The 24,582-nt window shown below is 68.2% G+C and carries 24 protein-coding genes; 2 read left to right on the top strand and 22 right to left on the bottom strand.

The window, feature by feature from the left end; all coding sequences use genetic code 11:
• Nucleotides 1-216 precede the first annotated feature (216 nt).
• The 21 genes from CMV14_RS21240 to CMV14_RS21140 form a co-directional block, all read right to left on the bottom strand.
• Nucleotides 217-456: a hypothetical protein gene (locus CMV14_RS21240; protein WP_066961592.1), complete on the bottom strand. Its 240-nt coding sequence runs from the start codon at nt 454-456 to the stop codon at nt 217-219.
• A gap of 97 nt (nt 457-553) precedes the next feature.
• Nucleotides 554-1,957, bottom strand: a complete 1,404-nt coding sequence (locus CMV14_RS21235) for an SPOR domain-containing protein (RefSeq protein WP_238147112.1) — start codon at nt 1,955-1,957, stop codon at nt 554-556.
• Nucleotides 1,958-2,070: 113 nt separating this feature from the next.
• Nucleotides 2,071-3,546, bottom strand: a complete 1,476-nt coding sequence (gene ftsZ / locus CMV14_RS21230; protein WP_066961596.1) for a cell division protein FtsZ — start codon at nt 3,544-3,546, stop codon at nt 2,071-2,073.
• Nucleotides 3,547-3,808: 262 nt separating this feature from the next.
• Nucleotides 3,809-5,068 (bottom strand): cell division protein FtsA, encoded by a 1,260-nt coding sequence (gene ftsA, locus CMV14_RS21225; protein WP_066961962.1) that lies wholly within the window; start codon nt 5,066-5,068, stop codon nt 3,809-3,811.
• 36 nt (nt 5,069-5,104) lie between these two features.
• Nucleotides 5,105-6,019: a cell division protein FtsQ/DivIB gene (locus CMV14_RS21220; RefSeq protein ID WP_066961598.1), complete on the bottom strand. Its 915-nt coding sequence runs from the start codon at nt 6,017-6,019 to the stop codon at nt 5,105-5,107.
• Nucleotides 6,016-6,954 (bottom strand): D-alanine--D-alanine ligase, encoded by a 939-nt coding sequence (locus CMV14_RS21215; RefSeq protein ID WP_066961600.1) that lies wholly within the window; start codon nt 6,952-6,954, stop codon nt 6,016-6,018. The genes CMV14_RS21220 and CMV14_RS21215 overlap by 4 nt, the downstream gene beginning before the upstream one ends.
• Nucleotides 6,955-7,099: 145 nt before the next feature.
• Nucleotides 7,100-8,020 carry a UDP-N-acetylmuramate dehydrogenase gene (gene murB / locus CMV14_RS21210; RefSeq protein ID WP_176488950.1) on the bottom strand — a complete coding sequence of 307 codons (921 nt, stop codon included), beginning with the start codon at nt 8,018-8,020 and terminating at the stop codon, nt 7,100-7,102.
• Complete coding sequence (locus CMV14_RS21205) at nt 8,017-8,217, bottom strand: hypothetical protein (protein ID WP_066961603.1); 201 nt, start codon at nt 8,215-8,217, stop codon at nt 8,017-8,019. The genes murB and CMV14_RS21205 overlap by 4 nt, the downstream gene beginning before the upstream one ends.
• Nucleotides 8,214-9,635, bottom strand: a complete 1,422-nt coding sequence (murC, locus tag CMV14_RS21200) for a UDP-N-acetylmuramate--L-alanine ligase (RefSeq protein ID WP_066961605.1) — start codon at nt 9,633-9,635, stop codon at nt 8,214-8,216. The genes CMV14_RS21205 and murC overlap by 4 nt, the downstream gene beginning before the upstream one ends.
• The gene (gene murG, locus CMV14_RS21195) at nt 9,632-10,792 is read right to left on the bottom strand and encodes an undecaprenyldiphospho-muramoylpentapeptide beta-N-acetylglucosaminyltransferase (RefSeq protein ID WP_066961607.1); all 1,161 of its coding nucleotides are present in this window, start codon (nt 10,790-10,792) and stop codon (nt 9,632-9,634) included. Before murG ends, murC begins: the two co-directional genes overlap by 4 nt.
• A complete protein-coding gene (locus CMV14_RS21190; protein ID WP_066961609.1) occupies nt 10,789-12,009 on the bottom strand; it encodes an FtsW/RodA/SpoVE family cell cycle protein in 1,221 nt (406 codons plus the stop codon). Before CMV14_RS21190 ends, murG begins: the two co-directional genes overlap by 4 nt.
• Nucleotides 12,006-13,421: a UDP-N-acetylmuramoyl-L-alanine--D-glutamate ligase gene (gene murD, locus CMV14_RS21185; RefSeq protein ID WP_066961611.1), complete on the bottom strand. Its 1,416-nt coding sequence runs from the start codon at nt 13,419-13,421 to the stop codon at nt 12,006-12,008. The genes CMV14_RS21190 and murD overlap by 4 nt, the downstream gene beginning before the upstream one ends.
• On the bottom strand, nt 13,418-14,488 hold the full coding sequence (gene mraY, locus CMV14_RS21180; RefSeq protein ID WP_066961613.1) for a phospho-N-acetylmuramoyl-pentapeptide-transferase: 1,071 nt from the start codon (nt 14,486-14,488) through the stop codon (nt 13,418-13,420). Before mraY ends, murD begins: the two co-directional genes overlap by 4 nt.
• On the bottom strand, nt 14,476-15,879 hold the full coding sequence (locus CMV14_RS21175; RefSeq protein WP_066961615.1) for a UDP-N-acetylmuramoyl-tripeptide--D-alanyl-D-alanine ligase: 1,404 nt from the start codon (nt 15,877-15,879) through the stop codon (nt 14,476-14,478). The genes mraY and CMV14_RS21175 overlap by 13 nt, the downstream gene beginning before the upstream one ends.
• A gap of 124 nt (nt 15,880-16,003) precedes the next feature.
• On the bottom strand, nt 16,004-17,431 hold the full coding sequence (locus tag CMV14_RS21170; protein ID WP_066961617.1) for a UDP-N-acetylmuramoyl-L-alanyl-D-glutamate--2,6-diaminopimelate ligase: 1,428 nt from the start codon (nt 17,429-17,431) through the stop codon (nt 16,004-16,006).
• Nucleotides 17,418-19,178: a peptidoglycan D,D-transpeptidase FtsI family protein gene (locus CMV14_RS21165; protein ID WP_066961619.1), complete on the bottom strand. Its 1,761-nt coding sequence runs from the start codon at nt 19,176-19,178 to the stop codon at nt 17,418-17,420. The genes CMV14_RS21170 and CMV14_RS21165 overlap by 14 nt, the downstream gene beginning before the upstream one ends.
• Nucleotides 19,175-19,795: a hypothetical protein gene (locus tag CMV14_RS21160; protein ID WP_066961621.1), complete on the bottom strand. Its 621-nt coding sequence runs from the start codon at nt 19,793-19,795 to the stop codon at nt 19,175-19,177. The genes CMV14_RS21165 and CMV14_RS21160 overlap by 4 nt, the downstream gene beginning before the upstream one ends.
• The gene (rsmH, locus tag CMV14_RS21155; protein WP_066961622.1) at nt 19,792-20,760 is read right to left on the bottom strand and encodes a 16S rRNA (cytosine(1402)-N(4))-methyltransferase RsmH; all 969 of its coding nucleotides are present in this window, start codon (nt 20,758-20,760) and stop codon (nt 19,792-19,794) included. Before rsmH ends, CMV14_RS21160 begins: the two co-directional genes overlap by 4 nt.
• Nucleotides 20,757-21,248 carry a division/cell wall cluster transcriptional repressor MraZ gene (locus CMV14_RS21150; RefSeq protein WP_238147111.1) on the bottom strand — a complete coding sequence of 164 codons (492 nt, stop codon included), beginning with the start codon at nt 21,246-21,248 and terminating at the stop codon, nt 20,757-20,759. The genes rsmH and CMV14_RS21150 overlap by 4 nt, the downstream gene beginning before the upstream one ends.
• Before the next feature lie 398 nt (nt 21,249-21,646).
• Entirely contained in the window at nt 21,647-21,826 is a 180-nt protein-coding gene (locus CMV14_RS21145) for a hypothetical protein (RefSeq protein ID WP_238147110.1), read from the bottom strand.
• A gap of 145 nt (nt 21,827-21,971) precedes the next feature.
• Nucleotides 21,972-22,970, bottom strand: coding sequence for a cysteine synthase A (locus CMV14_RS21140; RefSeq protein WP_066961629.1), 999 nt, complete (start codon nt 22,968-22,970; stop codon nt 21,972-21,974).
• An 82-nt stretch (nt 22,971-23,052) separates the two neighbouring features.
• On the opposite strand from CMV14_RS21140, the gene CMV14_RS21135 reads away from it, so the two are divergent.
• Both CMV14_RS21135 and CMV14_RS21130 read left to right on the top strand, forming a co-directional pair.
• Nucleotides 23,053-23,571, top strand: a complete 519-nt coding sequence (locus tag CMV14_RS21135; RefSeq protein ID WP_066961631.1) for a DNA-deoxyinosine glycosylase — start codon at nt 23,053-23,055, stop codon at nt 23,569-23,571.
• 81 nt (nt 23,572-23,652) lie between these two features.
• Complete coding sequence (locus tag CMV14_RS21130; RefSeq protein ID WP_066961635.1) at nt 23,653-24,033, top strand: hypothetical protein; 381 nt, start codon at nt 23,653-23,655, stop codon at nt 24,031-24,033.
• A gap of 65 nt (nt 24,034-24,098) precedes the next feature.
• On the opposite strand, the gene CMV14_RS21125 is transcribed toward CMV14_RS21130, so the two are convergent.
• The gene (locus tag CMV14_RS21125) at nt 24,099-24,572 is read right to left on the bottom strand and encodes a YbaK/EbsC family protein (RefSeq protein WP_066961640.1); all 474 of its coding nucleotides are present in this window, start codon (nt 24,570-24,572) and stop codon (nt 24,099-24,101) included.
• Between the last annotated feature and the right edge of the window lie 10 nt (nt 24,573-24,582).

Below are 24,582 nucleotides of genomic sequence, written 5' to 3'. Positions count from 1 at the left end.
CGATACGTTCGTCATTTCCGAATGAAGGGACCTTTGCGTGCAGAATCGTCCGCCCCCAACACGCGTCATCCTCGCAGATGCGGGGATCCATAAGCCCTTCCGTCAAGAGGCTCGAGCTTCAGAGAATGTGTATTCCCGCCTTCGGCATATAGCCGAAGTTTATCCGGAGCGCCTGCCTTGCAGGCAGTCGAAGGGCGGGAATGACGATGGGCCCGCTTATTGCTGCGGTGGCGTCTGGCGGGGCTCGGTGCCGGCCGAGCGGGGCTGCAGCCTGGCATCCCTGTTCATCAGCATGATCGGCAGCAGCCCGCGCCAGCCATCGCCTTCGATCTCCAGCTCAGGGAACAGGCGATCGACCGAAGCGGCCCGTTCGCTGGGCATGCGGGGCTGTTCGCTCACCGCGAAGGCGGGCGTGGCGGACAGAACGATCAGGACGGGCAGAAGAAAGCGTTGCATTGCGACTCCGGTTCCAAGTCGCTCTTGGGGCAACGCTGTTACACCATCATGACACTTATCTTGCAGTGGCGCCGCAACCGTCGCCCGGCGGAGGCCGTCAATTCACCCGATCGACCTGCTGGCCGGAGGATGTCGTCACCGGGAAGCTGCTCAGTCCGCCGTCGCGTGCCTCGTTGACGAACTCCTGTGCCGCCGCCTTGCTGGCGAAGGGGCCGATGAGCAGCCGGTTGGTCGATTTATAGGGTGTGGTCCACGGGGTCCGGTTGCCCAGGATCTTGGGGAAGCGGCCCTTCTGCTTCGCCCATTCCTTGTCGAGGTCGGGCTTGTAGGCCCCGCTCGCGACCTGGACCCAATAGCGTTCGGGACTGGACTTCTTCGCCTTCGCCTCTTCCTTCGCCTTGGCTTTCTTCTCGGCGGCGGCCTTTTCGGCGGCGGCGCGCTTCTGGGCCGCGCGCCGGTCTTCGGCCAGGCTGCGCTGGTCGGCGACCTTCTGCTCCGCATCGCCGAGCACCACGGGGGGAGCGGGGGAGGGTGGGCTTGCCGGTGCCGCGCCGGCCTTGGCGGTCGGCGCGTCGGGGCGCATCACCAGCCTGCCGTCATTGTCGAACACCGGGCGCGGCGTCGCGGGCGGGCGGACGGCGGTGGCCGGGGCGCGGCCCTTGGGGGCAGCGACCGGGCTCGCCTCGGCCATCTCGACCGGCGCCTTATCCTCGGGGAAACGGCCGAAATGCACGGCCGCCGCCTTCTCGGCGGACTTGAGCGAAGCCAGGCGGGACAGGAAGGGTTTGAGTGCGTCCGCCTGATAGCGGGGCAACACCGCATAGGCCGCCGCCTCGGCGCCCGGCGCGTCGCCGGTCATCGCCAGGACGAAGGCCCGCGCGCGCCACGCGGCGATGTCACGCTTGCGCAGCAGCGGATCGAGGATGGCGAGCGCGCTCATCCGGTCGCCGCCCATCGCCAGCGACAGCGCCAGCCGCCTTGTGGCCTCCGGATCGGGCCGGGTGCGCGTGACCAGCGCATATTCGGCCTGCGCTCTCTTGTTGTCGCCGCGCAGATCATAGGCGAGGCCACGGTCGAGTGCGATGTCGACCGGCGGCACGCCCAGATCGGTCGCCGTGTTGAACAGGCGCAGCGCCGCACGGGGCTGTTCCTTCTGCACCAGCGCGGATCCCAGCCCGGCCTTGATCCGGCCGTCCTTCGGCGAGACCTTCTCGGCCCGGACGTAGAAGTTGATAGCCGCATCGGCGTCGCCGACGGCCAGCGCGGCGGCGCCGGCGCCCGATAATGCTTCCAGGTCGCCCGGATCGCGGGCCAGAACGCGAAGATAGCGGGCGAGCGCCTCGGCAGGATCGCCACGCGACATTGCGTCGCGGGCCGACGCCATCGGATCGACGATCAGGGGCTCCTCGGCGCCGCCGTCCATCGACTGGGCGGCAGCGGGAAAGGGCGCGGCGAGGGCAAGCAGCAGCGCCAGGGCGCTAAGAGAAGGAAAGCGTTTCATGGGCGGTCTGCTGTGGGACATTCACCCTATCGCCCGCAAGAGGTGAACCGCACCCGAACGTCGAGGCGAGCCGCACCCGCGCCGATCGGCACGGGTGCGTTCCGGAGCACTGCTTACTGATTGCCCTGACGGTTGAGGAAGCGCGGGACATCGCCATTGTCCGCGCCCTGATCCTCGGGCTCGACCTGCGCCTTGGCGGCGCCGCGGGCGATGTTCGACATGCGCTCGAACAGGGTCGCGCCGGCGGAGGATGGGCGGCGGACCGGCTCGGGCTCGGCGACCCAGCGGCGGCTGGCGGCGGGCTCGTCCACCGGGGTGGCCTCGGGGGCCGGGGTCGGCATCGCCGCCTCGGGCTGGAGCAGCAGCTCGTCATTGAACAGGTTGGTCAGCTCCAGCGGCTCGGCGGCGGGGGCCGCCTCGGGCGCTTCGAGAACGATCTTCTCCTCGGCCGGAGCCTCGGCGGCGGGTGCCGCCGGGGTCTGGGCGGCGGGCGCTTCCGGCGCGGCTTCGGCCACGATCGGCTGCGGAGCGGGCGTCTGCGGCACCGCGACCGACTTCTCCTCGCGCATCGGCGTGCGCGGCGGGAAGCTGAAGCTCTTAGCCGGCTCGGGCATGTTGGCGGCATCGACCTCGATGCCGGTCGCGACGACCGAAACGCGGATGCGGCCCTCGAGCTCGTTGTTGAAGGCCGAACCCCAGATGATGTTCGCATCCTGGTCGACCAGCTGGCGGATATGGTTCGCGGCCTCGTCGACCTCCAGCAGGCGCATGTCGTCGCCGCCGGTGATCGAGACGATCACGCCCTTGGCGCCGTTCAGGCTGACGCCGTCGAGCAGCGGGTTGGCGATCGCCTTCTCGGCGGCCTCGATCGCGCGATTGTCGCCGGTCGCCTCGCCGGTGCCCATCATCGCCTTGCCCATCTCGCTCATCACCGAGCGGACGTCGGCGAAGTCGAGGTTGATCAGGCCGGGCATCACCATCAGGTCGGTGATGCCGCGCACGCCCTGCTGCAGCACCTGGTCGGCCATCTGGAACGCTTCCTTGAAGGTCGTGTTCGGGTTGGCGATCAGGAAGAGGTTCTGGTTCGGAATGACGATCAGCGTATCGACGTGCTTCTGCAGCTCCTCGATGCCGGCATCGGCCGAACGCATGCGGCGGTTGCCCTCGAAGCTGAACGGCTTGGTGACGACGCCGACGGTCAGGATGCCGCGGTCGCGCGCGGCCTTGGCGATGACCGGAGCGGCGCCGGTGCCGGTGCCGCCGCCCATGCCGGCGGCGATGAAGCACATGTGCGAACCTTCGAGCGCCTTCTCGACCTGTTCCATGGTCTCTTCGGCGGCGGCCCGTCCTATTTCGGGACGGCTGCCGGCGCCCAAGCCTTGCGTGATCTTCAGTCCGAGCTGGATGCGGCGCTCCGCGGAGGAGGCGTTGAGCGCCTGCGCGTCGGTGTTGGCGACGATGAAGTCGACCCCCTGCACCTCGGCGGCGATCATGTTGGCGACCGCGTTTCCGCCCGCGCCGCCGACGCCGATCACGCTGATCCGGGGTTTCAGCTCGTCAACCTGCGGACGCATGAACTCGATCGTCATAGATTTTCTCCCTTGCGGCTCTGCCCGCCGAAGCACCAATTCAACCGAATCTTGCCAGACGCGATTCGGCGAAGCACGCGAAAAGTTTCGCTATCCACAGTTTTCGGGCTCAGGCGTTTCTCTGATGGGGTACCGCACCGGCCCGCTCCTCCGCCCGACCTCCCAAATATTAGGCTGATTGGGAGGTCGGGCGGGGGAGTGGGCCGGTGCCGCAGGCTTTGGCGGATGCCAAAGCCACGCATCAAGGAAGCGATTTCCTGCATCAATAACCGTTCTTGAAAGCGGCGATCATCTTGCCGACCAGGCCCATCGGCTGTGGCCGGTGGACGGTCTGCTCGGCGGCGAAGGGCCGCAGCTCGGCGGGGTTGGTCGCCGCCACCTGGGCGAGGCCGACCAGCGTCGCGAAGGCCGGGCCGCTATGCGCGTCCGGAAGCCCCGCGAGGGTCCGCGGCCGGCCGACCCGGACGCTGCGGCCGAGCACGCCCTGCGCATAATCGGCGATGCCGCGCAGCTCCGCGCCGCCGCCGGTCAGCACGACCTGCCGCCCGACCGGGCCGACATAGCCCAGCTCGGTCAGCGCCTTGGCGACCGCATCCATCCAGTGGTCGAGCCGCTGGCGGATCACCTGGATCAGCTGGGCGCGGCTGATGCGCGGCGGATCGGCACCGTCGGCGACCTCCTCGGGCGATCCGATCTCCAGCATCTCGTGATTGTCGCGCGGGGAATTCTGTGCCGATCCATGGACGCATTTCAGCCGCTCGGCCTGGGCCCGGCGGATGTTGAACGCCGAGGCGATGTCGTCGGTGATGTCTGCGCAGCCCATCGGCAGCGAGGTGAGCCCCACCAGCAGCCCGCCCGCAAACAGCGATACATTGGTGACGCCCGCGCCCATCTCGACCAGCGCGATACCCATCTCGCGGTCTTCCTCGGAAAGGCAGGAGACGCCGGTCGCGATCGGGGAGGCGACGATCGATTTCACGCCAAGATGCGCCGAGCGGACGCACAGAGCGAGGTTGCGGACCGGCGATGGCTCGGCGGCGATGACGTGGATCTCCACCCCCAGCTTGTCGGCATGGAGACCGAGCGGGTTCTTGACCCCGTTGAGCCCGTCGAGCGTATAGAGGGTCGGCTGCGCGTGGAGCACCATCCGGCCTTCCGGATTGAGCGAGCGGCGGCCCTGGCGCAGCAGTTCGTCGATGTCATTCTGTTCGATCTGGACGCCGCCGAGATCGACCTCGACCTGCGCCACGTCGCTGACGAGGCCGCCTGCCGAGAAGCTCACCCAGACATGGTCGATATTGGTGCGCGCCGTGGTCTCGGCCATCTCGACCGCGTCGCGGATCGCGGATTCGGTCGCCTCCATGTCGGCGATATAGCCGCGCCGCACGCCGCGGCTCTCGCGCTGGCCGGTGCCCAGCACCTCCAGCTCGCCCTGGTCGTCGGCGCGGGCGATCAGCGCCGATATCTTCGATGATCCGATGTCGATCGCGGTGATCAGCCCGTCATTGCGCGGTTGAGCCATCGCCATCCCCTTTCCCAAAAGCGTCACGCCCACCCCTCACGTCGTCGATTTCGCACTGAGCGGCGGCGCCGCTTCGATCTTGCTGCCGGGCTCGCGCGACATGCGCGCCACCATCCGGCTCGGGTCGCGCAGGTCGATCGAGACCAGCCCCTTGCCGAGCAGCCCGGCGCGGCGATCCTCGACCGCGAAGAATTGCAGCGCCTTCGTTGCCTCGGCGTCGCCTTCGGGCAGCATCAGCTTCTCGCCGGACTGGAAGATGATGTCCCAGCGGCGATCGCCTTGCCAGCTCGCGGCGGTGACCAGCGGCTTGAGCGTCGGCGCCGCCGACATCAGCGCGGACAACTCGGTCGCGCGGCGGTTGGCGCCGGGCCCCACCACCACCGGCAGGTCGGGCATGGCGCGGTCGTCGACCGGGCCGATCACGACGCCGTCCTTGTCGATCAGCGCCAGGCGGTGCTGATATTGCCAGATCGCGGTCGGCACCCGCTCGACGATATCGACCACCAGCGTATCGGGCAGGCGGCGTGACACGCGGGCGTCGGCGATCCAGCCGAGCTTCATCAGTTCGGAGCGGGTGCCGTCGAGGTCGACCAGCGGCATCGGCCGTGCCTGCTGGCGCATCGCGATATCGTAGACGAAGGCGCTGTCGACCTTCTGGCGGTTGAGGATCTCGACATTGCGGACCTTGAAGCCGGCGTCGCCGATCCCCTCGGCGATCATCAGTCCGATCATCTGGGGCAGGCCCATCGCGATGAGACCGCCGAGGATCGCGCCGCTTATGCCGATGCCCAGCGCCCAGTTGCCGGCCTTGCGCAGCGTGGCGCGCTCGATCGGCAGCTGCTCGACGGCGCGGTCGATCGTCGACGGCCCCTTGCGCCGCACGGCCGGCCGCTTTGCCGGGGCGGCGACGCGGGGGCGCCGGTCGGCGCTGCGGGCACGGGCGGCCTTCATGCGCTGTCTCCTTCGATCGCCTCGTCGATGATCGCCTGGACCAGATCGGCATAGGTCATGCCGACATGGCGGGCCTGCTCGGGAACCAGGCTCAGCGGGGTCATGCCCGGCTGGGTGTTGACCTCGAGCAGATAGAGCCCGGCCTCGCCCTGCTCGTCGTCCCAGCGGAAATCGGAGCGCGACGTGCCCTTGCAGCCGAGCAGCCGGTGCGCGTCGAGCGCCATCTTCATCGCCGCGTCGGCAATGTCCTGGGGCACGTCGGCCGGGCAGATATGGGTGGTCAGGCCGTCGGTATATTTGGCCTCATAATCATAGAAGCCGCTGCTGGGCACCAGCTCGGTCACGCCCAGGGCGCGATCACCGAGCACCGCGACGGTCAGTTCGCGGCCCCGGATGAAGGGCTCGGCCAGCAAGGTCGGGAAGCTCTGCCAGGGACCATGCGCTTCACGATGAATCGGCGAGCCATGATTGTCACGCTCTTTTATGATCGCGACGCCGACCGACGAGCCTTCGTTGACGGGCTTGAGTACATAGGGGCGGGGCAGCGGGTCGCCCTCGTACAGGCTCTCGCTCTCCACCACCTTGCCCTCGGGCATGCGGATGCCGTGGGGGACGAGCTGCTGCTTGGTCAGTTCCTTGTCGATCGCGATGACGGAGGTGGTCAGGCCCGAATGGGTATAGGCCAGCCCCATCAGGTCCATCATGCCCTGGACGGTGCCGTCCTCGCCCGGCGTGCCGTGCAGCGCGTTGAACACGACATCGGGCTTCGCCTCGGCGAGCCTGAGGGCGACGTCGCGGCCCATGTCGATCCGGGTGACCTTGTGGCCCAGGCTTTCCAGCGCATCGGCGACGCCGTTGCCGGAGGTCAGCGACACCTCGCGCTCGGACGACCAGCCGCCCATGAGGACAGCGACGTGGAGGGGTTTCACGGTCACGAAAAGATCCTCCCTACCCGAAGGGTGGGGAGGGGGACCGCGCCGACAGGCGCGGTGGAGGGGGCAGCGGCGGAAGCGCCGCTATGCGGCTCCCCCTCCACCACGCTACGCGTGGTCCCCCTCCCCATGCTGCGTATGGGGAGGATCATAGTGCCACCCCCACACGCTGTATCTCCCACTCCAACATCACGCCGCTCTTCGCTTTCACCTTCTCACGCACCTCTTCGCCCAGCGCCTCAATGTCGGCGGACGTCGCCGCGCCGAGGTTGAGCAGGAAATTGCAATGCTTCTCGCTGACCTGCGCGTCCCCGCGCGTCAGTCCCCGGCAGCCCGCCTGATCGACCAGCTGCCACGCCTTGTGGCCTTGCGGGTTCTTGAAGGTCGAACCCCCGGTCTTGCTGCGCAGCGGCTGGCTCGCCTCGCGCTCGGCGGCGATGCGGTCCATCTCGGCGCCGATCGCGGCGGGCTCGGCGGCATGGCCGCGAAAGGTCGCACCGGTCACGATCGCGCCCTCGGGCAATTGGCTGTGGCGATAGCTATAGCCCAGCTCGGCGAGGCCCAGCGTGCGGCGCTCGCCCGAGCGGAGCACCACCTCGGCCTCGACCAGCACGTCCTTCACCTCGCGGCCATAGGCGCCGCCGTTCATCCGCACGAAGCCGCCGACCGTGCCGGGGATCGAACGCAGGAACTCGACCCCGCCGATGCCGGCGTCGCGCGCGGTGGAGGAGACCAGGATACCGCTCGCCCCGCCGCCGCAGCGCAGGGTGACCGGATCGAGCCGTTCGACCTTCGCGAACGGCTTGCCCAGCCGCACCACCACGCCCGGCACGCCGCCATCGCGGACGATCAGGTTGGAGCCGAGGCCGAGCCCCATCACCGGCACCGCCGGATCGAGGGCGGACAGGAAATCGCACAGGTCGTCGATGTCGGCGGGCTCGAACAGCCATTCGGCTGATCCTCCGCTCTTGAACCAGACCAGCGGTGCCAGCGGCGCGTCCGCCGTCAGCCGGCCGCGCACGCGCGGCAGGGACGGGAGGGAAGACGCGCTGCTGGCGGCCGGATTCACTTCTTCTCGATGCCCCACATCGCCATCCAGCGTTCCCACGCCTGGGCCTGCATGTCGGCGAGGTCCTTCGCGGCCTTGGCCGCATTGTCGAACTGCTCGCCGCTGCCCATCGCCTTGAACGCCGCATCCACCGCGGTCTTGTGCATATGCAGGACCTGGTCCTGCATCATTTTCCAGGGTCCGAAGAAATCGGTCATGCTGCCTTCTCCTTCGCTATCGCGTCTGCCAGGCCCCCCGCCCATTTGGTAATATCACCGGCGCCCAGACAGATCACCATGTCGTCGGTGCCGAGGGTCCCGGCCAGCACCTTCGCGAGCGCCTCGGAGCCTGCGATCGTCTGGGCCGAGCGGTGCCCGCGCTGCTTGAGGCCGGCGACGAGCGCGTCGGCGTCGATGCCCTCGATCGGCGCCTCGCCCGCGGCATAGACCGGCGCGACATAGACGCTGTCGGCATCGTTGAACGCGGTCTGGAACTCGGTCATCAGGTCGCGCAGCCGGGTGAAGCGGTGCGGCTGGACGACCGCGATCACCCGCGCCTTGGCGCCCTCGCGCGCCGCAGCCAGCACCGCGCGGATCTCGACCGGATGGTGGCCGTAATCGTCGATGATCGTCGCGACGCCGTCGCCGGCCGGAACCTCGCCGACCTTGGTGAAGCGGCGCTTGACCCCGCCGAACTTGGCGAAGCCGTTGGCGATGATCTCGTCGGAGATGTTCATCTCCAGCGCGACGCCGATCGCGGCCAGCGCGTTCTGGACATTGTGGCGGCCCGGCATCGGCAGGGTGACGCCCTCGATCCGGCGGGTGGCGCCGTCGCGGTTGCGGACCACCACGTCGAAGCGGTTGCCGCCCGGGATCGGGGTGACATTGTCGCCGCGCACGTCGGCCTGCGCCGAAAAGCCATAGGTCACGACCTTGCGGTCGCGCACCCTCGGGATGATCGCCTGCACCTCCGGATGGTCGATGCACAGCAGCGCCGCGCCGTAGAAGGGCACATTCTCGACGAACTCGACGAAGCAGTCCTTCACCTTGTCGAACGAGCCATAATGGTCGAGATGCTCGGGATCGATATTGGTGACGACCGCGATCGTCCCGTCCAGCCGCAGGAAGCTGCCGTCGCTCTCATCGGCCTCGACCACCATCCAGTCGGACGCGCCGAGCCGGGCGTTCGAGCCATAGCTGTTGATGATGCCGCCGTTGATCACGGTCGGGTCCACGCCGCCCGCGTCGAGCAGGGCTGCTACCATCGACGTGGTCGTCGTCTTGCCATGGGTGCCGGCGATCGCGACGGTCGATTTTAGCCGCATCAGCTCGGCCAGCATCTCGGCGCGGCGGACCACGGGGATGCGCTTCTCCAGCGCCAGTTCCACCTCGGGATTGCCGCGCTTGATCGCGGTCGAGGTGACGACGACGGCGGCATCGCCCAGATTCTCGGCCTTGTGGCCGATGAACACCTCGATGCCGCGCTTTCGCAGGCCCTCGACGACATAGCCTTCGCCGATGTCGCTGCCCTGCACCTTGTAGCCCAGATTGTGCATCACCTCGGCGATGCCGGACATGCCGATGCCGCCGATGCCGATGAAATGGATGGTGCCGATGTCGGTTGCGACACCCTTCATGCGAATGCGCCTTTCAGAGGACGGAGTTCCAGTTTCTCCACGGGGATCGGCTCGACGATCGGATCGGGGCCGATCCGCTCGACGAGGTCGGCCAGCTCCTCCGCGGCATTGGGGCGGCCGACGCTGTGGGCGCGCCGGGCCGCATTGATCAGCGCCTTGGGGTCGAGCGCCAGCTTCTGCATCTGCTTGGCCAGCTCCTGCGGCGTGAAATTCTCCTGCCGGATCGCGCGTGCGCCGCCGACCTGGGCCAGCTCGCGGGCATTGGCGGTCTGGTGGTCGTCGGCGGCCGACGGCAGCGGGATCAGGATGGCGGGGCGGCCCGCCACGCTGATGTCGGCGATCGTCGAGGCGCCGGCACGGGCGATGACGAGATGCGACCAGGCCAGGCGCTCGGGCAGGTCGGTGAAATAGGTGCCGAGATCGGCGGGGATGCCCAGCACCTTATATTTGCTGCGCACCGCCTCGATATCCTCGGGCCGGCATTGCTGGGTGACCTGCAGGCGGCGGCGAAAGCCCTGCGGCAGCAGCGCCAGGCCGTCGGGCACCACGTCGGACAGGATGGAGGCGCCCTGGCTGCCGCCGGTCACCAGCACCCGGAAGATGCTGTCGGGGCCAAGATCGGGGAAGGGCTGCTCGCGAATCTCGCGGACCACGTCGCGCACCGGATTGCCGACCAGCACCGTCTTGCCGTCGAAGCGGGGTTTCAGCCGCTGGACGTCGGGATAGGCGGTGGCGATCGCGTCGACCCGGCCCGCCACCAGCCGGTTGACCCGGCCGAGCACCGCGTTCTGCTCGTGGATCACGGTCGGTATGCGGCGCTTGAAGGCGGCGCGCAGCGCGGGCAGCGCCGGATAGCCGCCGAAGCCGATCACCGCCGACGGCTCGAACGTGTCGTAGAGCCGGCCCGCCATCGCGGTGCCGGCGCGGATATCGCGGAAGGCCTGCAGCCATTCGCGCGGGCCACCGCCCAGCCGCCCGGCCGGGATGATATGGGTCTGGACGCCGTCGAACAGGCCGGGGATGCGCGCGCCGCGTTCGTCGGTGACCAGCGCCACACGGTGGCCGCGCCGCATCAGCTCGGCCGCCAAAGCGTGCGCGGGGACCATATGGCCCCCGGTCCCGCCCGCCGCGAGGGCGAAATGGCGCGATACCCTCATCGTCCGTTCCAGCGCACCGTGTAGGTGGCCTCCTTGAGGTGGGGATTCTCGCGGGTGAAGGCGAGCAGCAGCCCCATGCCGATCGACAGCGCGATCATCGACGAGCCGCCATAGCTGATGAACGGCAGGGTCATGCCCTTGGACGGGGCGAGGCCGACATTGACCAGCATGTTGATCAGCGCCTGCATCCCGAATTGCGAGACGAGGCCGGCGCTGGCGAGCAGCAGGAAATCATTCTCCTCGCGCAGCAGCCGCAGGCACACGCGCGCGACGATGGCGAGGTAGAGGCAGGCGATGGCGATGCACGCGATCAGCCCGAATTCCTCGCCGATCACCGAGAAGATATAGTCGGTGTGCGGCTCCGGCAGGGTGAATTTCTCGGTGCCGGCGCCGGGGCCGGTGCCAAGCAGGCCGCCATTGGTCAGCGTCGCATGGGCGCGGTCCACCTGATAGGTGTCGCCTTCCTTGAACAGGAATTTGTTGATGCGCTCGGTGGCTACCGAATAGAAGAAATAGGCGGCGACGATCGCGCCGAATGCGCCGCCGATCAGCGATCCGATCAGCTTCATCGACGCCCCGCCGATGATCAGCAGCACCAGCCACACTGCGGCGAAGATCACCGTCTGGCCGAAATCGGGCTGCTTCATCAGCAGCACCGCGACGACGCCCATCGGCACCACCGAGATCAGCGCGAAGGGCAGATCCGGATTCTTCGAGCGCAGCGACAGCAGCCAGGCCATGCTCACCGCGAACATGGGCTTCAGGAATTCGGACGGCTGCAGCTTGGCCGATCCGACGCCGATCCAGCGGGTGGCGCCGTTGGCGCTACTGCCGATCACCGGCACCAGCGCGAGCAGGACCAGGAACACCGCCGCGCCGATCAGCGCAAGACGACGCGCCACCTGCATGGGCAGAGCCGAGACGCCGAGCATCACCGGCACCGCGATCATCGTCCAGGCGATCTGCATCCAGAAATAATGGCGTGCGGCGACGGTGACGCCGGCCGCCGCCGAGGAATAGCGCACGCCGGCGGCGGGGGAGGCGGCCGCCACCGCGATCAGGCCGATGCCGATCAGCATGGTGACGAGCAGCAGCAGCACCCGGTCGATCTCCCAGAACCAGCGGGCGATCGGGGTGCGCTTGCCGCGCCCGAAACGCGATCGTTTATAGGGCGAGGGCTGGGACACGGTGGAGTCGAAGGACATGGTGACGTTCATAGCGAAAGCCCCTCCACCGCGCGACGGAAGGCGTCGCCGCGTGCCTCATAATCGCTGAACTGATCGAACGACGCACAGGCCGGCGACAGCATCACCACCTCGCCCGGCCGGGCGGCGGCGGCGGCGTCCTTCACCGCCTGGTCGAGCGTGCCGCTCTCGGTCACCTTCTTGCCCGCCTCGGCCAGGATGCGGGCGTACATCGGCCCGGCCTGGCCGATCGTGTAGGCGGCGGCGACATGATCGAAATAGGGCGCGCAATCGTCGAGATCGTCGGTCTTGGGCAGGCCGCCGAGGATCCAGTGGATCTTCGGATAGGCGCCCAGCGCCGGGGCGGTGGCGGTGGCGTTGGTCGCCTTGCTGTCGTTGACGAACAGCACGCCCTTCTTCTCGGCAACGCGCTGCATGCGGTGCGGCAGGCCGGGATAGGTGCGCAGGCCTTCCTCGATGGCAGCCTCAGAAATGCCGAGGGCTTCGCATGTCGCGATAGCGCAAGCGGCGTTCTGATGGTTATGCGGCCCTTGCAAGGCTGGCCAGTTCGCCTGTCGATCGCTGTAATCAAGTGCCAACAACAGGTTCGCGTTCGGAATCCGGGGCGATAGCCAACGTTCGCCGATATGGGGTTCGCCCAGCACAGCAAAATGTTCTGCGTCTTGCATCGAGAACAGGCGCAACTTCGACGCTACGTAACCCTCGAACCCGTCATAGCGATCGAGATGGTCGGGGGTGATGTTGGTCAGCACCGCCACGTCGCAATCGAGGCTGAAGGTCAGGTCGATCTGGTAGCTCGACAGTTCGAGCACATAGATGCCGCCCTTTTCGAGCGGGTCGCGGCCCATGATCGGCAGGCCGATATTGCCGCCCATCAGGGTGGGCACGCCGGCCGTCTCGATGATGTGCGTGATCAGCGCGGTCGTCGTCGACTTGCCGTTGGTGCCGGTGATGCCCACCACCTCATGCGGCGGCAGGGCCTCGCGGGCCTGGGCGAACAGTTCGATATCGCCGATCACTGGCACGCCATATTGCGCGGCATGGCCGACGATCGGATGCGTGTTGAGCGGCACGCCCGGCGAGACGATCACGCTCTCATAGCCGGTGAGATCGATGGTGAGGGGATCGGCAAAAACCAGATTCTCCCTGCCCGAAGGGTGGGGAGGGGGACCGTCAGCCGCAGGCTGACGGTGGAGGGGTTTTCCGGTGTTGAGGTCCTGCCCGACCCCTCCACCGCGCTGCGCGCGGTCCCCCTCCCCATCTGCGATGGGGAGGATCTTCAGCTTGGCCCGCGCCTCCTCCTTGCTGTCCCACGCCGTCACCTTCGCGCCCGAAGCGAGCAGCGCCTCGACCGTCGCCAGCCCCGAGCGGGCGAGGCCGAGGACGGCATAATGCTTGCCGGAGAAGGCGGGACTGGTGATCACCGCAGCTTGAGAGTAGCGAGGCCGGCGAGGGCGAGGACGAAGCTGATGATCCAGAAGCGGATCACCACGGTCGGCTCGCTCCAGCCGAGCTGTTCGAAATGATGGTGGATCGGGGCCATGCGGAAGATGCGCTTGCCGGTCCGTTTGTAGAAGAACACCTGGAGGACGACCGACACGGTCTCCATCACGAACAGCCCACCGACGATCGCCAGCACGATCTCATGATGCGCGACGACCGAGATGACGCCGAGCGCGCCGCCGAGCGCCAGGCTGCCGGTGTCGCCCATGAAGACGGCGGCCGGCGGCGCGTTGAACCACAGGAAGGCCAGGCCGCCGCCGATGATCGCGGCGGTCAATATCGTCAGGTCGCCCGCGCCGGGGACATGGGGAATGCCCAGATAGGTGGCGAACTTCGCATTGCCCACCAGATAGACGATCACGAAGAAGGCGAGGCTGGCGATGACCACCGGCATGGTTGCGAGCCCGTCCAGCCCGTCGGTCAGGTTCACCGCATTGCCGAAGGCGACGATCACGAAGGCCGCGAAGACGATGTAGAAGGGGCCGAGATCGATCACCGGCCCGTTGTAGAAGGGCACGTAGAGCTGGGTGCCGTTGCCGGAGACGATCAGCCAGCTCGCCAGCCCGGCGATGATGAACTCGCCGAGCAGTCGGACCTTGCCCGACACGCCATGATGGCTGCGCTTCTTGACCTTGTCGTAGTCGTCCATGAAGCCGATCAGGCCGAAGCCCAGCGTCACGCCGATGCAGGCCCAGACATAGCGGTTGCTCAGGTCCATCCACAGCAGCAGCGACACCATCACCGCGATCAGGATCATCAGCCCGCCCATGGTGGGGGTGCCGACCTTGGAAAGATGGGTCTGCGGCCCGTCGGCACGGATCGGCTGGCCCTTGCCCTGGCGGACGCGCAGCCAGCCGATGAACCTGGGGCCGATGATCAGGCCGATGAACAGCGCCGTCAGCGCCGCCGCCCCCGCCCGGAAGGTGATGTAGCGGATGAGGTTCAGGATCCCCGGAAACCCGAGCTGATCGGCAATCAGGTAGAGCATGCTGTCCTTTCGACGGCATCGGCCCGCGAGCGCAGACGCTCGACAAGGCGCGACAGGCCGATCGCGTTCGATCCCTTGATCAATATGGCGTCGCCGGGCGCGAGGAGCGTCTCGATCGACTCGAGCGCCGCTCCGGCGTCGGGCACATGCGCGAAATCGATCCGCCCCTCAAGGGCGTTTGCGAGGTGCCCCATTTCCGATCCGACGAGCAGTGCATAATCCACCCCCGCCTCGCGCAGCGGCCCGGCGAGCCCGGCATGATAGTCGGGCGATCCCGCGCCCAGTTCGCGCATCTCGCCGAGCACGGCGATGCGGCGTTCGGCCTTTTCCTCGCCCAGCATCTTGATCGTCGCCGCCATGGAGGCGGGATTGGCGTTGTAGCTCTCGTCGATGATCAGCGCTTCGCCGTCTCCGACAGGCACGCGGCTGCGCTGTCCGCGCCCCGGCAGGCCCTCCATCTCCGCGAAGGCCAGGCCGGCGGCGGCGAGGTCGCCGCCCACCGCCCATACCGCGCCGATCACGGCCATCGCGTTCGACACCCAATGGTCGCCGGGCGGGGCGATGGTGAAGGTCAGCTCGGCGTCGGGCAGCACCAGCGAGATGAGGGTGCCGCGTTCGAGCGGGATCACCTCCTGCGCGTGGATGTCGGCGTCGCGGGTCAGGCCGAAGGTCAGGATGCGCGACGCATAGGGCTGGGCGGCGGCGATCAGCCGGTCGCGATGCGGGCTGTCATGGGGGATGATCGCGGTGCCGCCGGTTTCCAGCCCCTGGAATATCTCGCCCTTGGCGTCGGCGATGTCGGCCTCGCTCGCGAAATAGGCGCTGTGCGCGGGGGCGATGGCGGTGACGATCGCGACATGCGGGCGGACGAGCCGGGTCAGGGCGGCCAGTTCGCCGCTATGGTTCATGCCCATTTCGAACACCCCGATCCGGGTGTCGGCGGGCATGCGGGCGAGGCTGAGCGGCACGCCTGTATGGTTGTTGTAGCTCTTGACCGAGCGGTGGATCTTGCCCGGCCGGGCGCGATCGAGGCAGGCGAACAGCGCCTCCTTGGTGCCGGTCTTGCCCACCGATCCGGTAACGCCGATCACCTTGCCCTGCACCCGCGCCCGCGACGCGACGCCCAGCGCATTGAGCGCCGCCATGGTGTCGGCGACGCGAACATGCGGGCCATTGGCAGTTTGGGAAACAATCGCCCCCGCCGCGCCCGCGGCATAGGCCTTGTCGAGGAAGCGGTGGCCATCGGTGGTCTCGCCGGACAGCGCGATGAACAGATCGCCCGGGCCGATCTCGCGACTGTCGAAGGCGACGCCGGTCGCCTCGAAGTCGCCATGCACCTCGCCGTCGACGGCGGCAGCGATGTCGAAGGCGGTCCAGAGAGGCGGGGTCATGCGGTCACTTCCTCGATCGTCATCCTGACGAAAGTCAGGATCCAGACACGCAGCGCTTCAGCATCGGGCGTTGCGGCAATGGATGCTGAATCAAGTTCAGCATGACGGAAGTGGGAGGGCCCCCTCACGCCGCGCACTCCCGCGCCACCGTGACGTCGTCGAACGGCAGCACCCGGTCGCCGATGATCTGGCCCTGTTCATGGCCCTTGCCCGCGATCAGCACGACGTCCCCCGCCCGGGCTTCGGCGATGGCGGCGGCGATCGCCTCGCGGCGGCCGCCGATCTCGGTGGCGCCGGGCGCGCCGGCCATCACGTCGCGGCGGATCAGTGCCGGGTCCTCGCTGCGCGGATTGTCGTCGGTGACGATCGTGCGGTCGGATAGCCGGGTCGCGACCTCGCCCATCAGCGGGCGCTTGCCGGTGTCGCGGTCGCCGCCCGCGCCGAACAGGGTGATCAGCCGCCCCTCGGTGTGCGGGCGCAGCGCCGTGATCGCGGCTTCGAGCCCGTCGGGGGTGTGGGCGTAGTCGACATAGACCGGCGCGCCCGTCTTCGTGATCGCCGCCCGCTCCAGCCGCCCTCGCACGGGGGCGACACGCTGGAGGTTGGCAAGGGTCAGGTCGATCTCCCCGCCGGTCGCGATGACGAGGCCGGCGGAAACCAGCGCGTTGGCGGCCTGATAGGCGCCGATCAGCGGCAGCTTCACCTCGCGGGTCTTGCCGTCCACCTCCAGCTTCAGGGTCTGGCCGAGCGCGGTGGGGGTCCGTTCGACCAGCCTGATCGTCTCGCCCTTGGTGCCGACGCTGAGCAACCCGACGCCACGGGCCCGCACGGCGGCGATCACCTCCTCCGACCGGGGATCGTCCGCCCAGATGACGGCGGCGCCGTCCTGGTCCACCACCTCCGTGAACAGGCGCAGCTTGGCCGCGAAATAGGCGTCCATCGTGCCGTGATAGTCGAGATGGTCGCGGCTGAGATTGGTGAAGGCCGCCGCGCGCACCGGCAGGCCCTCGGTACGATATTGCGACAGGCCGTGGCTCGATGCCTCGAAGGCGGCATGGCTTACGCCTTCCTTCCGCAGGCCCGCCATGTTCGACAGGAAGGTGACGATGTCGGGCGTGGTCAGCCCGGTCGAGACCTGCTCGTCGGCGGTGGTGACGCCCAGCGTGCCGATCGAGGCGGCGTGGAACCCCGCCATCCGCCACAGCTGGCGGGTCAGCTCGACGGTTGAGGTCTTGCCGTTGGTGCCGGTGACGGCGACGGTCGTCTCGGGGAAGGGCGCGAAATAGCGCGCCGCCAGCCGGGCGAAGAGGCGGCGCGGCTCGGCATCGGCGACATGGGCCGCGCCCTCCACCGACACGCCGGGCGCGGAGACCACCGCGATCGCGCCGTCGGCCACCGCCTGGGCGATGAAATCCTCTCCGTTGAAACGCGCGCCTTTGAACGCGCCGAACACCGTGCCCGGCGCCACCTTGCGGTGGTCAATGGCGAAGCCGGTGATGCGGGCATCACCGGCTGCGGAAGCGAGGTCGGGCAGGAGGTCAGTCAATCGCATGGATTGCGCTTTCCTTCTTCTCCCTGTCCTTCGCGGCCAGCTGCTCTTCGTAGATATAGGGCCTGAGGTCGGAGATATCGATGTCCTTGCTGGTGTCGGGGATGACGCCCAGCATCGGCCCGATCCGCGCGATGATGTTCTTGACCGCGGGCAGCGCGGTCCAGGCGGCGGTGCGGAAGCCGTAGGTTTCCTTGATCCCCTGCGGCTCGTCCATCGTCACCACCACCACATAGCGGGGCGCATCCATCGGGAAGGCGCCGGCGAAGGTGGTGACCAGGCTGTTGTGGATATAGCGGCCGTTCAGGTTCTTCTCGGCGGTGCCGGTCTTGCCGCCGATGCGCAGTCCGGGGACGTTGCCGGTCTTGCCGGTGCCGTGCGTCACCACCAGCCGCATCAACTGGCGGATGCGGTGGCTGGTCGCCTCGGAGATGACTCGCTGGCCGGCGGGAACCGCGCCCGGCGAGCGCTTCAGCATCGTCGCGGGCCGCATGATGCCGCCGTTGACCAGCGCCGCATAGGCATTGGCGAGGTGGAGCTGGCTCACCGCGATGCCATGGCCATAGGCCGCGGTCATCGTCGTTGTCCGCGCCCAGAAGCCCGGCCACAGCGGCTTGCCGCGCGCGCCCAGCTCCAGATCGACCGGCCGGTCGAAACCCAGTTTGCGGAAGAAGGCGGCGGTGCGGGCCTCGCCCAGTTCGTCGGCGATCCGCGCGGTGCCGATGTTCGACGAGTGGATCATGATGTCGGGGATCGACATCCAGCGATTCTCGGGGTGATCGTCCTTGATCTTGAAGCGGCCGACCTGCAGCGGAGCGGTCGCGTCGTAGCGCTTGCCGAAATCGGTGATGACGCCGTTTTCGATCGCATTGGCGAAGGTGATCATCTTGAAGGTCGAGCCCAGCTCATAGACCGAGCTGATCGCGCGATTATAGCGTGCGTCGGGGCGCAGCGGATCGGTGCCGACCGGCACGAGGCCGGGCGCGTTGGAGTTGAACACCGGCAGCGACGCCATCGCGAGTATCTCGCCGGTGTGGACATCCAGCACCACGCCCGCGCCGCCGACCGCGCTATGCTTGATCACCTGCGCGGCGAGCGCGCTCTCCACCGCCGCCTGGACGCGCACGTCGATCGACATCGCGACAGGCTTTCCGCCATTGGCTGCGCTGGTCAGCCGCTTGTCGAGATAGGCCTCCATGCCGCTCACCGGCACGCCGCCGATATCCATATAGCCGATCGCCTGGCTGGCCATCGTGCCCTGCGGATAGAAGCGCTTGGGTTCGGGCACCTCCTCGATCGCCGGTTCGCCCAGCAGGCGGACGGCGTGGATCTTGGCGGGGGTGGCGCCGCGCTCGAGATAGACGAACTTGCGCTTGCCGTTCAGCACGGCGCGATAATAGTCGACCGGGCGGGTCGGGAAGAGCCGCGCCAGCTCGACGGCCAGCCGCTCCTTGTCGCCGATCACGCGCGGCGGGCGCACGGCCAAGCTGATCCCCTTGATGTTGCCGGCAAGGACGATGCCGTTGCGATCGGTGATGTCGGCGCGCGGCACGGTCAGGGAGACCTGCGGGGTGCGGTCGGGGGCGTTGAACAGGGCCAGGTAGAGCAGGCGGATGCCGATCACGCCGACCATCAGCCCGAACAGCAGCATCAGCACCATCAGCCGGTAATGGGCGATGCCGACGCCCTCATTGATCCTGGCGATGGCGCGCTCGCGCGACGGGGCGAGCCCCGTGGCGGGCGCGTTCATGGCCTGCCTTTGCGGGCGTGAGCCGATCCTTCGTCGCCTATATCCTCGAGGAAGCTGTCGTCGAGACGGGTCAGCTTCGCAGGCTTGCGCATCGCGATCTCGCGTACCGGCGAGGCGGCCTGGGGGGCCAGCGCCGAGGGCTTGGGCTGGACATAATTGGCCTGGCGCAGCGCCGGCTGGGCGATGGCGGGCGCGGCCGGAGCGGGCGTGGCCGCCGCGGTGCGCGCGGTCGTGGCATTGGCGCCGCCATCCTCGATCCGGTCATAGCTGACCTTGCTGACCGCGCCATGGCTGGCGACGATCGCGGGATCGAGCGGCAGCGGCTGCGGCTCGGTCAGCGCGACGAGCCGGACGGAATTCATCGCGAACTGCTCGGCGCCGGGCGCCTGCAGCCCATAGACATTCTGGTTCCATTTCTCGATCTGGGCGAGCCCGGCGCGGGTGTCGATCTCGGTACGGAGCTGGCGGATCTCCTGCTGGGTCGAAGCGATCTTGCGCTCCACCCCCGACAGTTCGGCCCGCTTCGCCGCGACCGACTGCGAGACCATGTAGAAGGAGAGGGCGGCGACGCAGATGCCCCCCGTCCAGACCACATCCTTGAAGCGGGTCGTGATCATCCCTGACGTCCTTCTTTTTTCGGGCCGGAGGCCCAGGCCGAGGCCTCGGTGCGGCGGGCGACGCGCAACGTCGCCGACCGCGAGCGGGGGTTGCGGGCGATCTCCGCCTCGCCCGCGCGCACGGGCTTGGCGACCGCCTCGAAGCTGGGGCGCGGCCCCCCGCCGCGCATGTCGGGAAGATGGCGGGAGCCGGCCGGCGTCGCGCCGCTGCGCTCGCGCAGGAAGCGCTTGACGATCCGGTCCTCGATCGAATGGAAGCTGACCACCGCCAGCCTTCCGCCCGGGCGCAGCACCTTCTCGGCGGCGGCCAACCCCTGCTCCAGCTCGTCCAGCTCGGCGTTGAGGTGGATGCGGATCGCCTGGAAGGTGCGGGTCGCCGGGTCCTTCTTCTCGTGCGGCTTGTGGCCCAGCGCGCGGCGGACCACCTCGGCCAGTTCGCCGGTGCGGCTGATCGGGCGGGCCTGGACGATCGCACGGGCGACGCGGCGCGCGCGGGGCTCCTCGCCCAGATCGTAGAGGACGTCGGCGATCTCCTCCTCGTCGGCCTCGTTGACGAAGTCGGCGGCGCTCATGCCCGCCTGCTCCATCCGCATGTCGAGCGGCCCGTCGGCCTGGAAGGAGAATCCCCGCTCGGCCCGGTCGAGCTGCATCGACGACACGCCGATATCGAGGGTGACGCCGTCGACCTGGTCGACGCCGCGCTCGGCCAGCGCCTCGGCCATGCGCGAGAAGCGTTCGGGCACCAGGATCAGCTTGCCGTCCTGCTCGGCCTCGAAGCCGCGTCCCTCGGCGATCGCGTCGGGGTCGCGGTCGAAGGCGTAGACCCGCGCGCCGGCCTGCAGCAGGGCGCGCGTATAGCCGCCGGCGCCGAACGTGCCGTCGACATGGGTTTCGCCGGCCTGCGGAGCGAGACCGGCGATCACCTCGTCACGCAGGACGGGAACATGGGGGGCGGCGGGGCTCATCCGCGTTCCTTCCGCCGGGCGAGCAGGTCGTCCATCTCGTCGAGCACGTCGGTGGATTCGCCGGCTTCCGCCTTGCGCAGCTCGTCCGGCGCCCAGATGCGGAACCGCCGGCCACGGCCGACGAAGAAGGCGTCGCCGCCGATATTGGCCTTGGCGCGCAGCCGGTCGGGCAGGACCATGCGGCCCGCCTGATCGAAGTTGACGTCCTTCATCAGCGGGAAGGTCTCGGCCTCCAGCCGGTCCAGCACGTCGCCCACCAGTTCGTTGGTCTGTTCCGAGATGCGCTGCGCGTGCGCGGTCATCTGTTCCTCGGTCTCGGCGATCTGGAGACCGTCGCTCACCTCGATGCAGCGCAGCGTCGGGTGCATCGCCATGCGCAGCGTTTTGCCCAGGCCGCTGGCGACCCTGCCGTTGCTGCAGCGGATTTCGATGGTCTGACGGAAGGCAGCCGGGAGCGATACCCGCCCCTTGGGGTCGACGCCGTTCAAATGAACGTCATTGAAGACCGCACCACCCGCCGCCACCGACGCACCCCGTTAGCAAGAGGGGAGGATCGCAGGCGCCGGACCATCCCGATTGGACGGCCCGAGGCGTCAAAACGCCACGCGATACTCCCCACCCCATTTCACCATGTGGGTGTACTTGGCTCGGTTTGGTTTTTCAAAGCATTTTTGATCCATTTCATGGTTTTCCATGGTTCAGGCTGTGGATTCCAGGAATCGCATGCCATCGCTGGGCGCGCGTCAGCGGCTCCGCAGGCCGGGAATCCGCGGCGTGCCGCGTGGGTGGTCCTGTGGATAAGTCTGTGGGACGCGCATCGGCGGTCCGCCCGGCTGAAAGGGGCGGCTGGCGGTTCAGGCGGTCGGGACAGGCGCCGCCGGGGGCGTCAGGGGGTGCTGGGGTCGCTGCGAGTCGCGCTGGAGTCGCTGGGCGTGCCGCCGGGGGCCACCCCCAGTTCGGCGAGCGGATCGGTGGGCGGGGCCTCGCTGGCATTGGCGGCGGCGTTGGTCTCGGCGGTGCGCTCCTTGGTGCGGAAGCCGACGATCGCGGCCGCCAGGAGCACCACGAGGAAAACGACCGCCAAACCGGTTATGCCGATCCGGACCCGCTGCATCAGGCGACGAACTCCATGAAGGATATGTCCGTCAGCCGGCGGCGGAGGTCAATCGCCAATCTTTTTTGCCTAAGGTCCGCCGGGGCGACGGCACGGCTCAGCGCCGCAGCAGCGGGGGAACGGGCAGGCCCTTGGCCTCCAGCCAGGCCGGGTTGAACAGGGAGGACAGGTAGCGCATCCCCGAATCGCACAGGATCGTGACGATGGTCTTGCCCGGCCCCAGCTCCCCTGCGAGCGCGATCGCGCCCGCGACGTTGATTCCGGAGGAAAGGCCGACGCAGAGGCCCTCATGCTCGAGGAGCGCGGCCACCTGCTCCAGCCCCTGCTCGTCGGAGATGCGGAACTGGGTGTCGATCGGTGCACCGTCGAGATTGGCGGTGATTCGGCTCTGGCCGATGCCCTCGGCGACGCTGTTGCCCTCGGCCTTCAGCTCGCCATGGGCGAAATAATTGTACAGTGCGGCGCCATGGGGATCGCTGAGGCCGATGACGATGTCCTCGCGAAATTCCTTTAGACCGAGGCCGACGCCCGCCAGCGTGCCGCCGGTGCCGACCGCGCAGGTGAAGCCATCGATCCGGCCGCCGGTCTGGGCCCAGATCTCCGGCGCGGTGGTGCGGATATGGGCAAGCCGGTTGGCGGTGTTGTCGAACTGGTTGGCCCACAGCGCGCCCGGCGTCTCCTCGGCGATGCGGCGCGAGGTGTGGACGTAATGGGCGGGGTTCGAATAGGCGGTCGGCGGCACCAGCACCAGCTCCGCGCCCAGCGCGCGCAGCGTGGCCTGTTTCTCCTGGCTCTGTGTGTCGGTCATCACGATGATCGTGCGATAGCCGCGCGCATTGCCGACCAGCGCCAGGCCGATGCCGGTGTTGCCGGCGGTGCCCTCGACGATGATCCCGCCCGGCGCGATCAGGCCGCGCTCCTCGGCGTCGGTGATGATCGCCAGCGCGGCGCGGTCCTTCACCGATCCGCCCGGATTCATGAACTCGCACTTGGCGAGAATTTCGCAGCCGGTCGCCTCGCTCGGCCCTTTGAGGCGGACCAGCGGAGTGTTGCCGATCAAGGCGAGCGCGTTCGGTGCGATGCTGTCAGTAGCCATGGTCGGCTACCTAGCCGAGCGGGCTCGGGCTTGCCAACATAGCTTCTCTTTGGCGCGTCTCTGTGCTGCTTGTCGAGATATCATGACCCGCAAGGCCAGTTTTCCCCCGATTGTTCAGCCCGACACACGGCTGTTGCTGCTCGGCAGCCTGCCCGGTGAGGCGTCGCTGCGCGCCACCCGCTATTATGCCCATCCGCAGAACCAGTTCTGGCGGCTGGCCGGCGCCGTGATCGGGCAGGAGGATCTACACGGGCTCGATTATGAAGCCCGGCTCGCTGCATTGCGGCAGGCGGGCGTGGGGCTGTGGGACGTGGTTGCCGATGCGGTCCGCCCCGGAAGTCTCGACGGGGCGATCCGCGACCACCGGCCGAACGATCTGGCGAGCCTGGTCGCGGGCCTGCCGATGCTCCGCGCGGTGGGCTTCAATGGCGGCACGGCGGCGCGACTCGGTCGCCGGCTGCTGGGCGAGCGGAGCGGTCTCAGCCTGTTCGATCTGCCGTCCAGCAGCCCCGCCTATACGCGGCCCTATGGCGAAAAGCGGGAGCGGTGGATGGTTTTGCGGGATTTTTTGCTGGATAGCGCGGATTTTTCCCGAATCTGAGCAAAATTCGGCATTCAGCTGGCCTTCATCCGCTTGGCGTACTTGACGCACCGCACACAAGGACTCCAAGACACCGCCGCTATGCACATCCATTCCCGCTTCATCACCGCCGCCGTTCTCGGCTCCGCTCTCCTGCTGACCGCCTGCGGCAAGCCGGAAACCATCACTGCCGACGACAATGATCCCGATGCCGCGACGCTGAACGCCGCGTCGCCGGTCGAGCTTCCGCCGATGGTCACCGCCAGCCGCACCTATCGCTGCGCGGACGGCGGCCTGGTCTATGTCGACTTCTTCAGCAACAACACCGCCGCCTACAAGACCGCGAAGGACGCCCCCGGCACCACGCTGACCGCGGCTGAGCCGGGCAAGCCCTACACGGCCGAAGGCTATTCGGTGAGCGGCGATGGCCCCCAGGTCGAGATCGCGGCGCCCGGCAAGCCGGCGCAGAGCTGCAAGGCCTGATCCACTCCGATATTCCCAGGAACGAAAGGCCGGTGTGAGCAGATGCTCCGCCGGCCTTTTTCTTTTCAGGTGATGACAGGCGGCTGGCAGACGTCGATCCATCGGGCGTCGGTAAGGTCCGCGAGCCGTTCCGGCGTCAGGCATACCGATGCCGTGCGGGAGCCGGCGGCGGGATAGACCAGGTCGAAATCCCGAAGCGACAGATCGCAATAGACCGGCAGGGGCGTCGCCAGGCCGAAGGGGCACACGCCGCCGACCGGATGACCCGTCAGCGCCTCCACCTCTTCCGCGCCGAGCATGCGCGGCCGGGCGCCCAGCGCATCCTTCGTCTTGCGGTTGTCGAGCCGCGCGTCGCCGCGCGCGACGATCAGCATCACCGCGTTGCCGACGCGGACGGACAATGTCTTGGCGATCTGGCCCGGCTCGACGCCCAGCGTCGCGGCCGCCTCCAGCACGGTCGCGGTGCTGGCGCCCTGGTCGATGATCGCGATGTCGGGGGCATGTTGCGCCATGAAGGCGCGGACCGATTCGAGGCTCATGATTTCCGCT

Origin of the sequence: Rhizorhabdus dicambivorans (genome assembly GCF_002355275.1) — a bacterium.
Classification (GTDB): domain Bacteria; phylum Pseudomonadota; class Alphaproteobacteria; order Sphingomonadales; family Sphingomonadaceae; genus Rhizorhabdus; species Rhizorhabdus dicambivorans.
Note: the sequence above shows the minus strand (reverse complement) of the source record. Positions and strands in the feature narration are given on the sequence as shown.

Coding starts and splice junctions, on each gene's coding strand:
- murG (WP_066961607.1), bottom strand. CDS start 10,792: ATGAGGGTATCGCGCCATTTCGCCCTCGCGGCGGGCGGGACCGGGGGC.
- CMV14_RS21235 (WP_238147112.1), bottom strand. CDS start 1,957: ATGAAACGCTTTCCTTCTCTTAGCGCCCTGGCGCTGCTGCTTGCCCTC.
- CMV14_RS21175 (WP_066961615.1), bottom strand. CDS start 15,879: ATGACCCCGCCTCTCTGGACCGCCTTCGACATCGCTGCCGCCGTCGAC.
- CMV14_RS21220 (WP_066961598.1), bottom strand. CDS start 6,019: ATGAAGGCCGCCCGTGCCCGCAGCGCCGACCGGCGCCCCCGCGTCGCC.
- CMV14_RS21205 (WP_066961603.1), bottom strand. CDS start 8,217: ATGACCGATTTCTTCGGACCCTGGAAAATGATGCAGGACCAGGTCCTG.
- ftsA (WP_066961962.1), bottom strand. CDS start 5,068: ATGGCTCAACCGCGCAATGACGGGCTGATCACCGCGATCGACATCGGA.
- CMV14_RS21160 (WP_066961621.1), bottom strand. CDS start 19,795: ATGATCACGACCCGCTTCAAGGATGTGGTCTGGACGGGGGGCATCTGC.
- CMV14_RS21165 (WP_066961619.1), bottom strand. CDS start 19,178: ATGAACGCGCCCGCCACGGGGCTCGCCCCGTCGCGCGAGCGCGCCATC.
- rsmH (WP_066961622.1), bottom strand. CDS start 20,760: ATGAGCCCCGCCGCCCCCCATGTTCCCGTCCTGCGTGACGAGGTGATC.
- CMV14_RS21125 (WP_066961640.1), bottom strand. CDS start 24,572: ATGAGCCTCGAATCGGTCCGCGCCTTCATGGCGCAACATGCCCCCGAC.
- CMV14_RS21130 (WP_066961635.1), top strand. CDS start 23,653: ATGCACATCCATTCCCGCTTCATCACCGCCGCCGTTCTCGGCTCCGCT.
- CMV14_RS21170 (WP_066961617.1), bottom strand. CDS start 17,431: ATGCGATTGACTGACCTCCTGCCCGACCTCGCTTCCGCAGCCGGTGAT.
- mraY (WP_066961613.1), bottom strand. CDS start 14,488: ATGCTCTACCTGATTGCCGATCAGCTCGGGTTTCCGGGGATCCTGAAC.
- CMV14_RS21240 (WP_066961592.1), bottom strand. CDS start 456: ATGCAACGCTTTCTTCTGCCCGTCCTGATCGTTCTGTCCGCCACGCCC.
- CMV14_RS21190 (WP_066961609.1), bottom strand. CDS start 12,009: ATGAACGTCACCATGTCCTTCGACTCCACCGTGTCCCAGCCCTCGCCC.
- CMV14_RS21140 (WP_066961629.1), bottom strand. CDS start 22,970: ATGGCTACTGACAGCATCGCACCGAACGCGCTCGCCTTGATCGGCAAC.
- ftsZ (WP_066961596.1), bottom strand. CDS start 3,546: ATGACGATCGAGTTCATGCGTCCGCAGGTTGACGAGCTGAAACCCCGG.
- CMV14_RS21135 (WP_066961631.1), top strand. CDS start 23,053: ATGACCCGCAAGGCCAGTTTTCCCCCGATTGTTCAGCCCGACACACGG.
- murC (WP_066961605.1), bottom strand. CDS start 9,635: ATGAAGGGTGTCGCAACCGACATCGGCACCATCCATTTCATCGGCATC.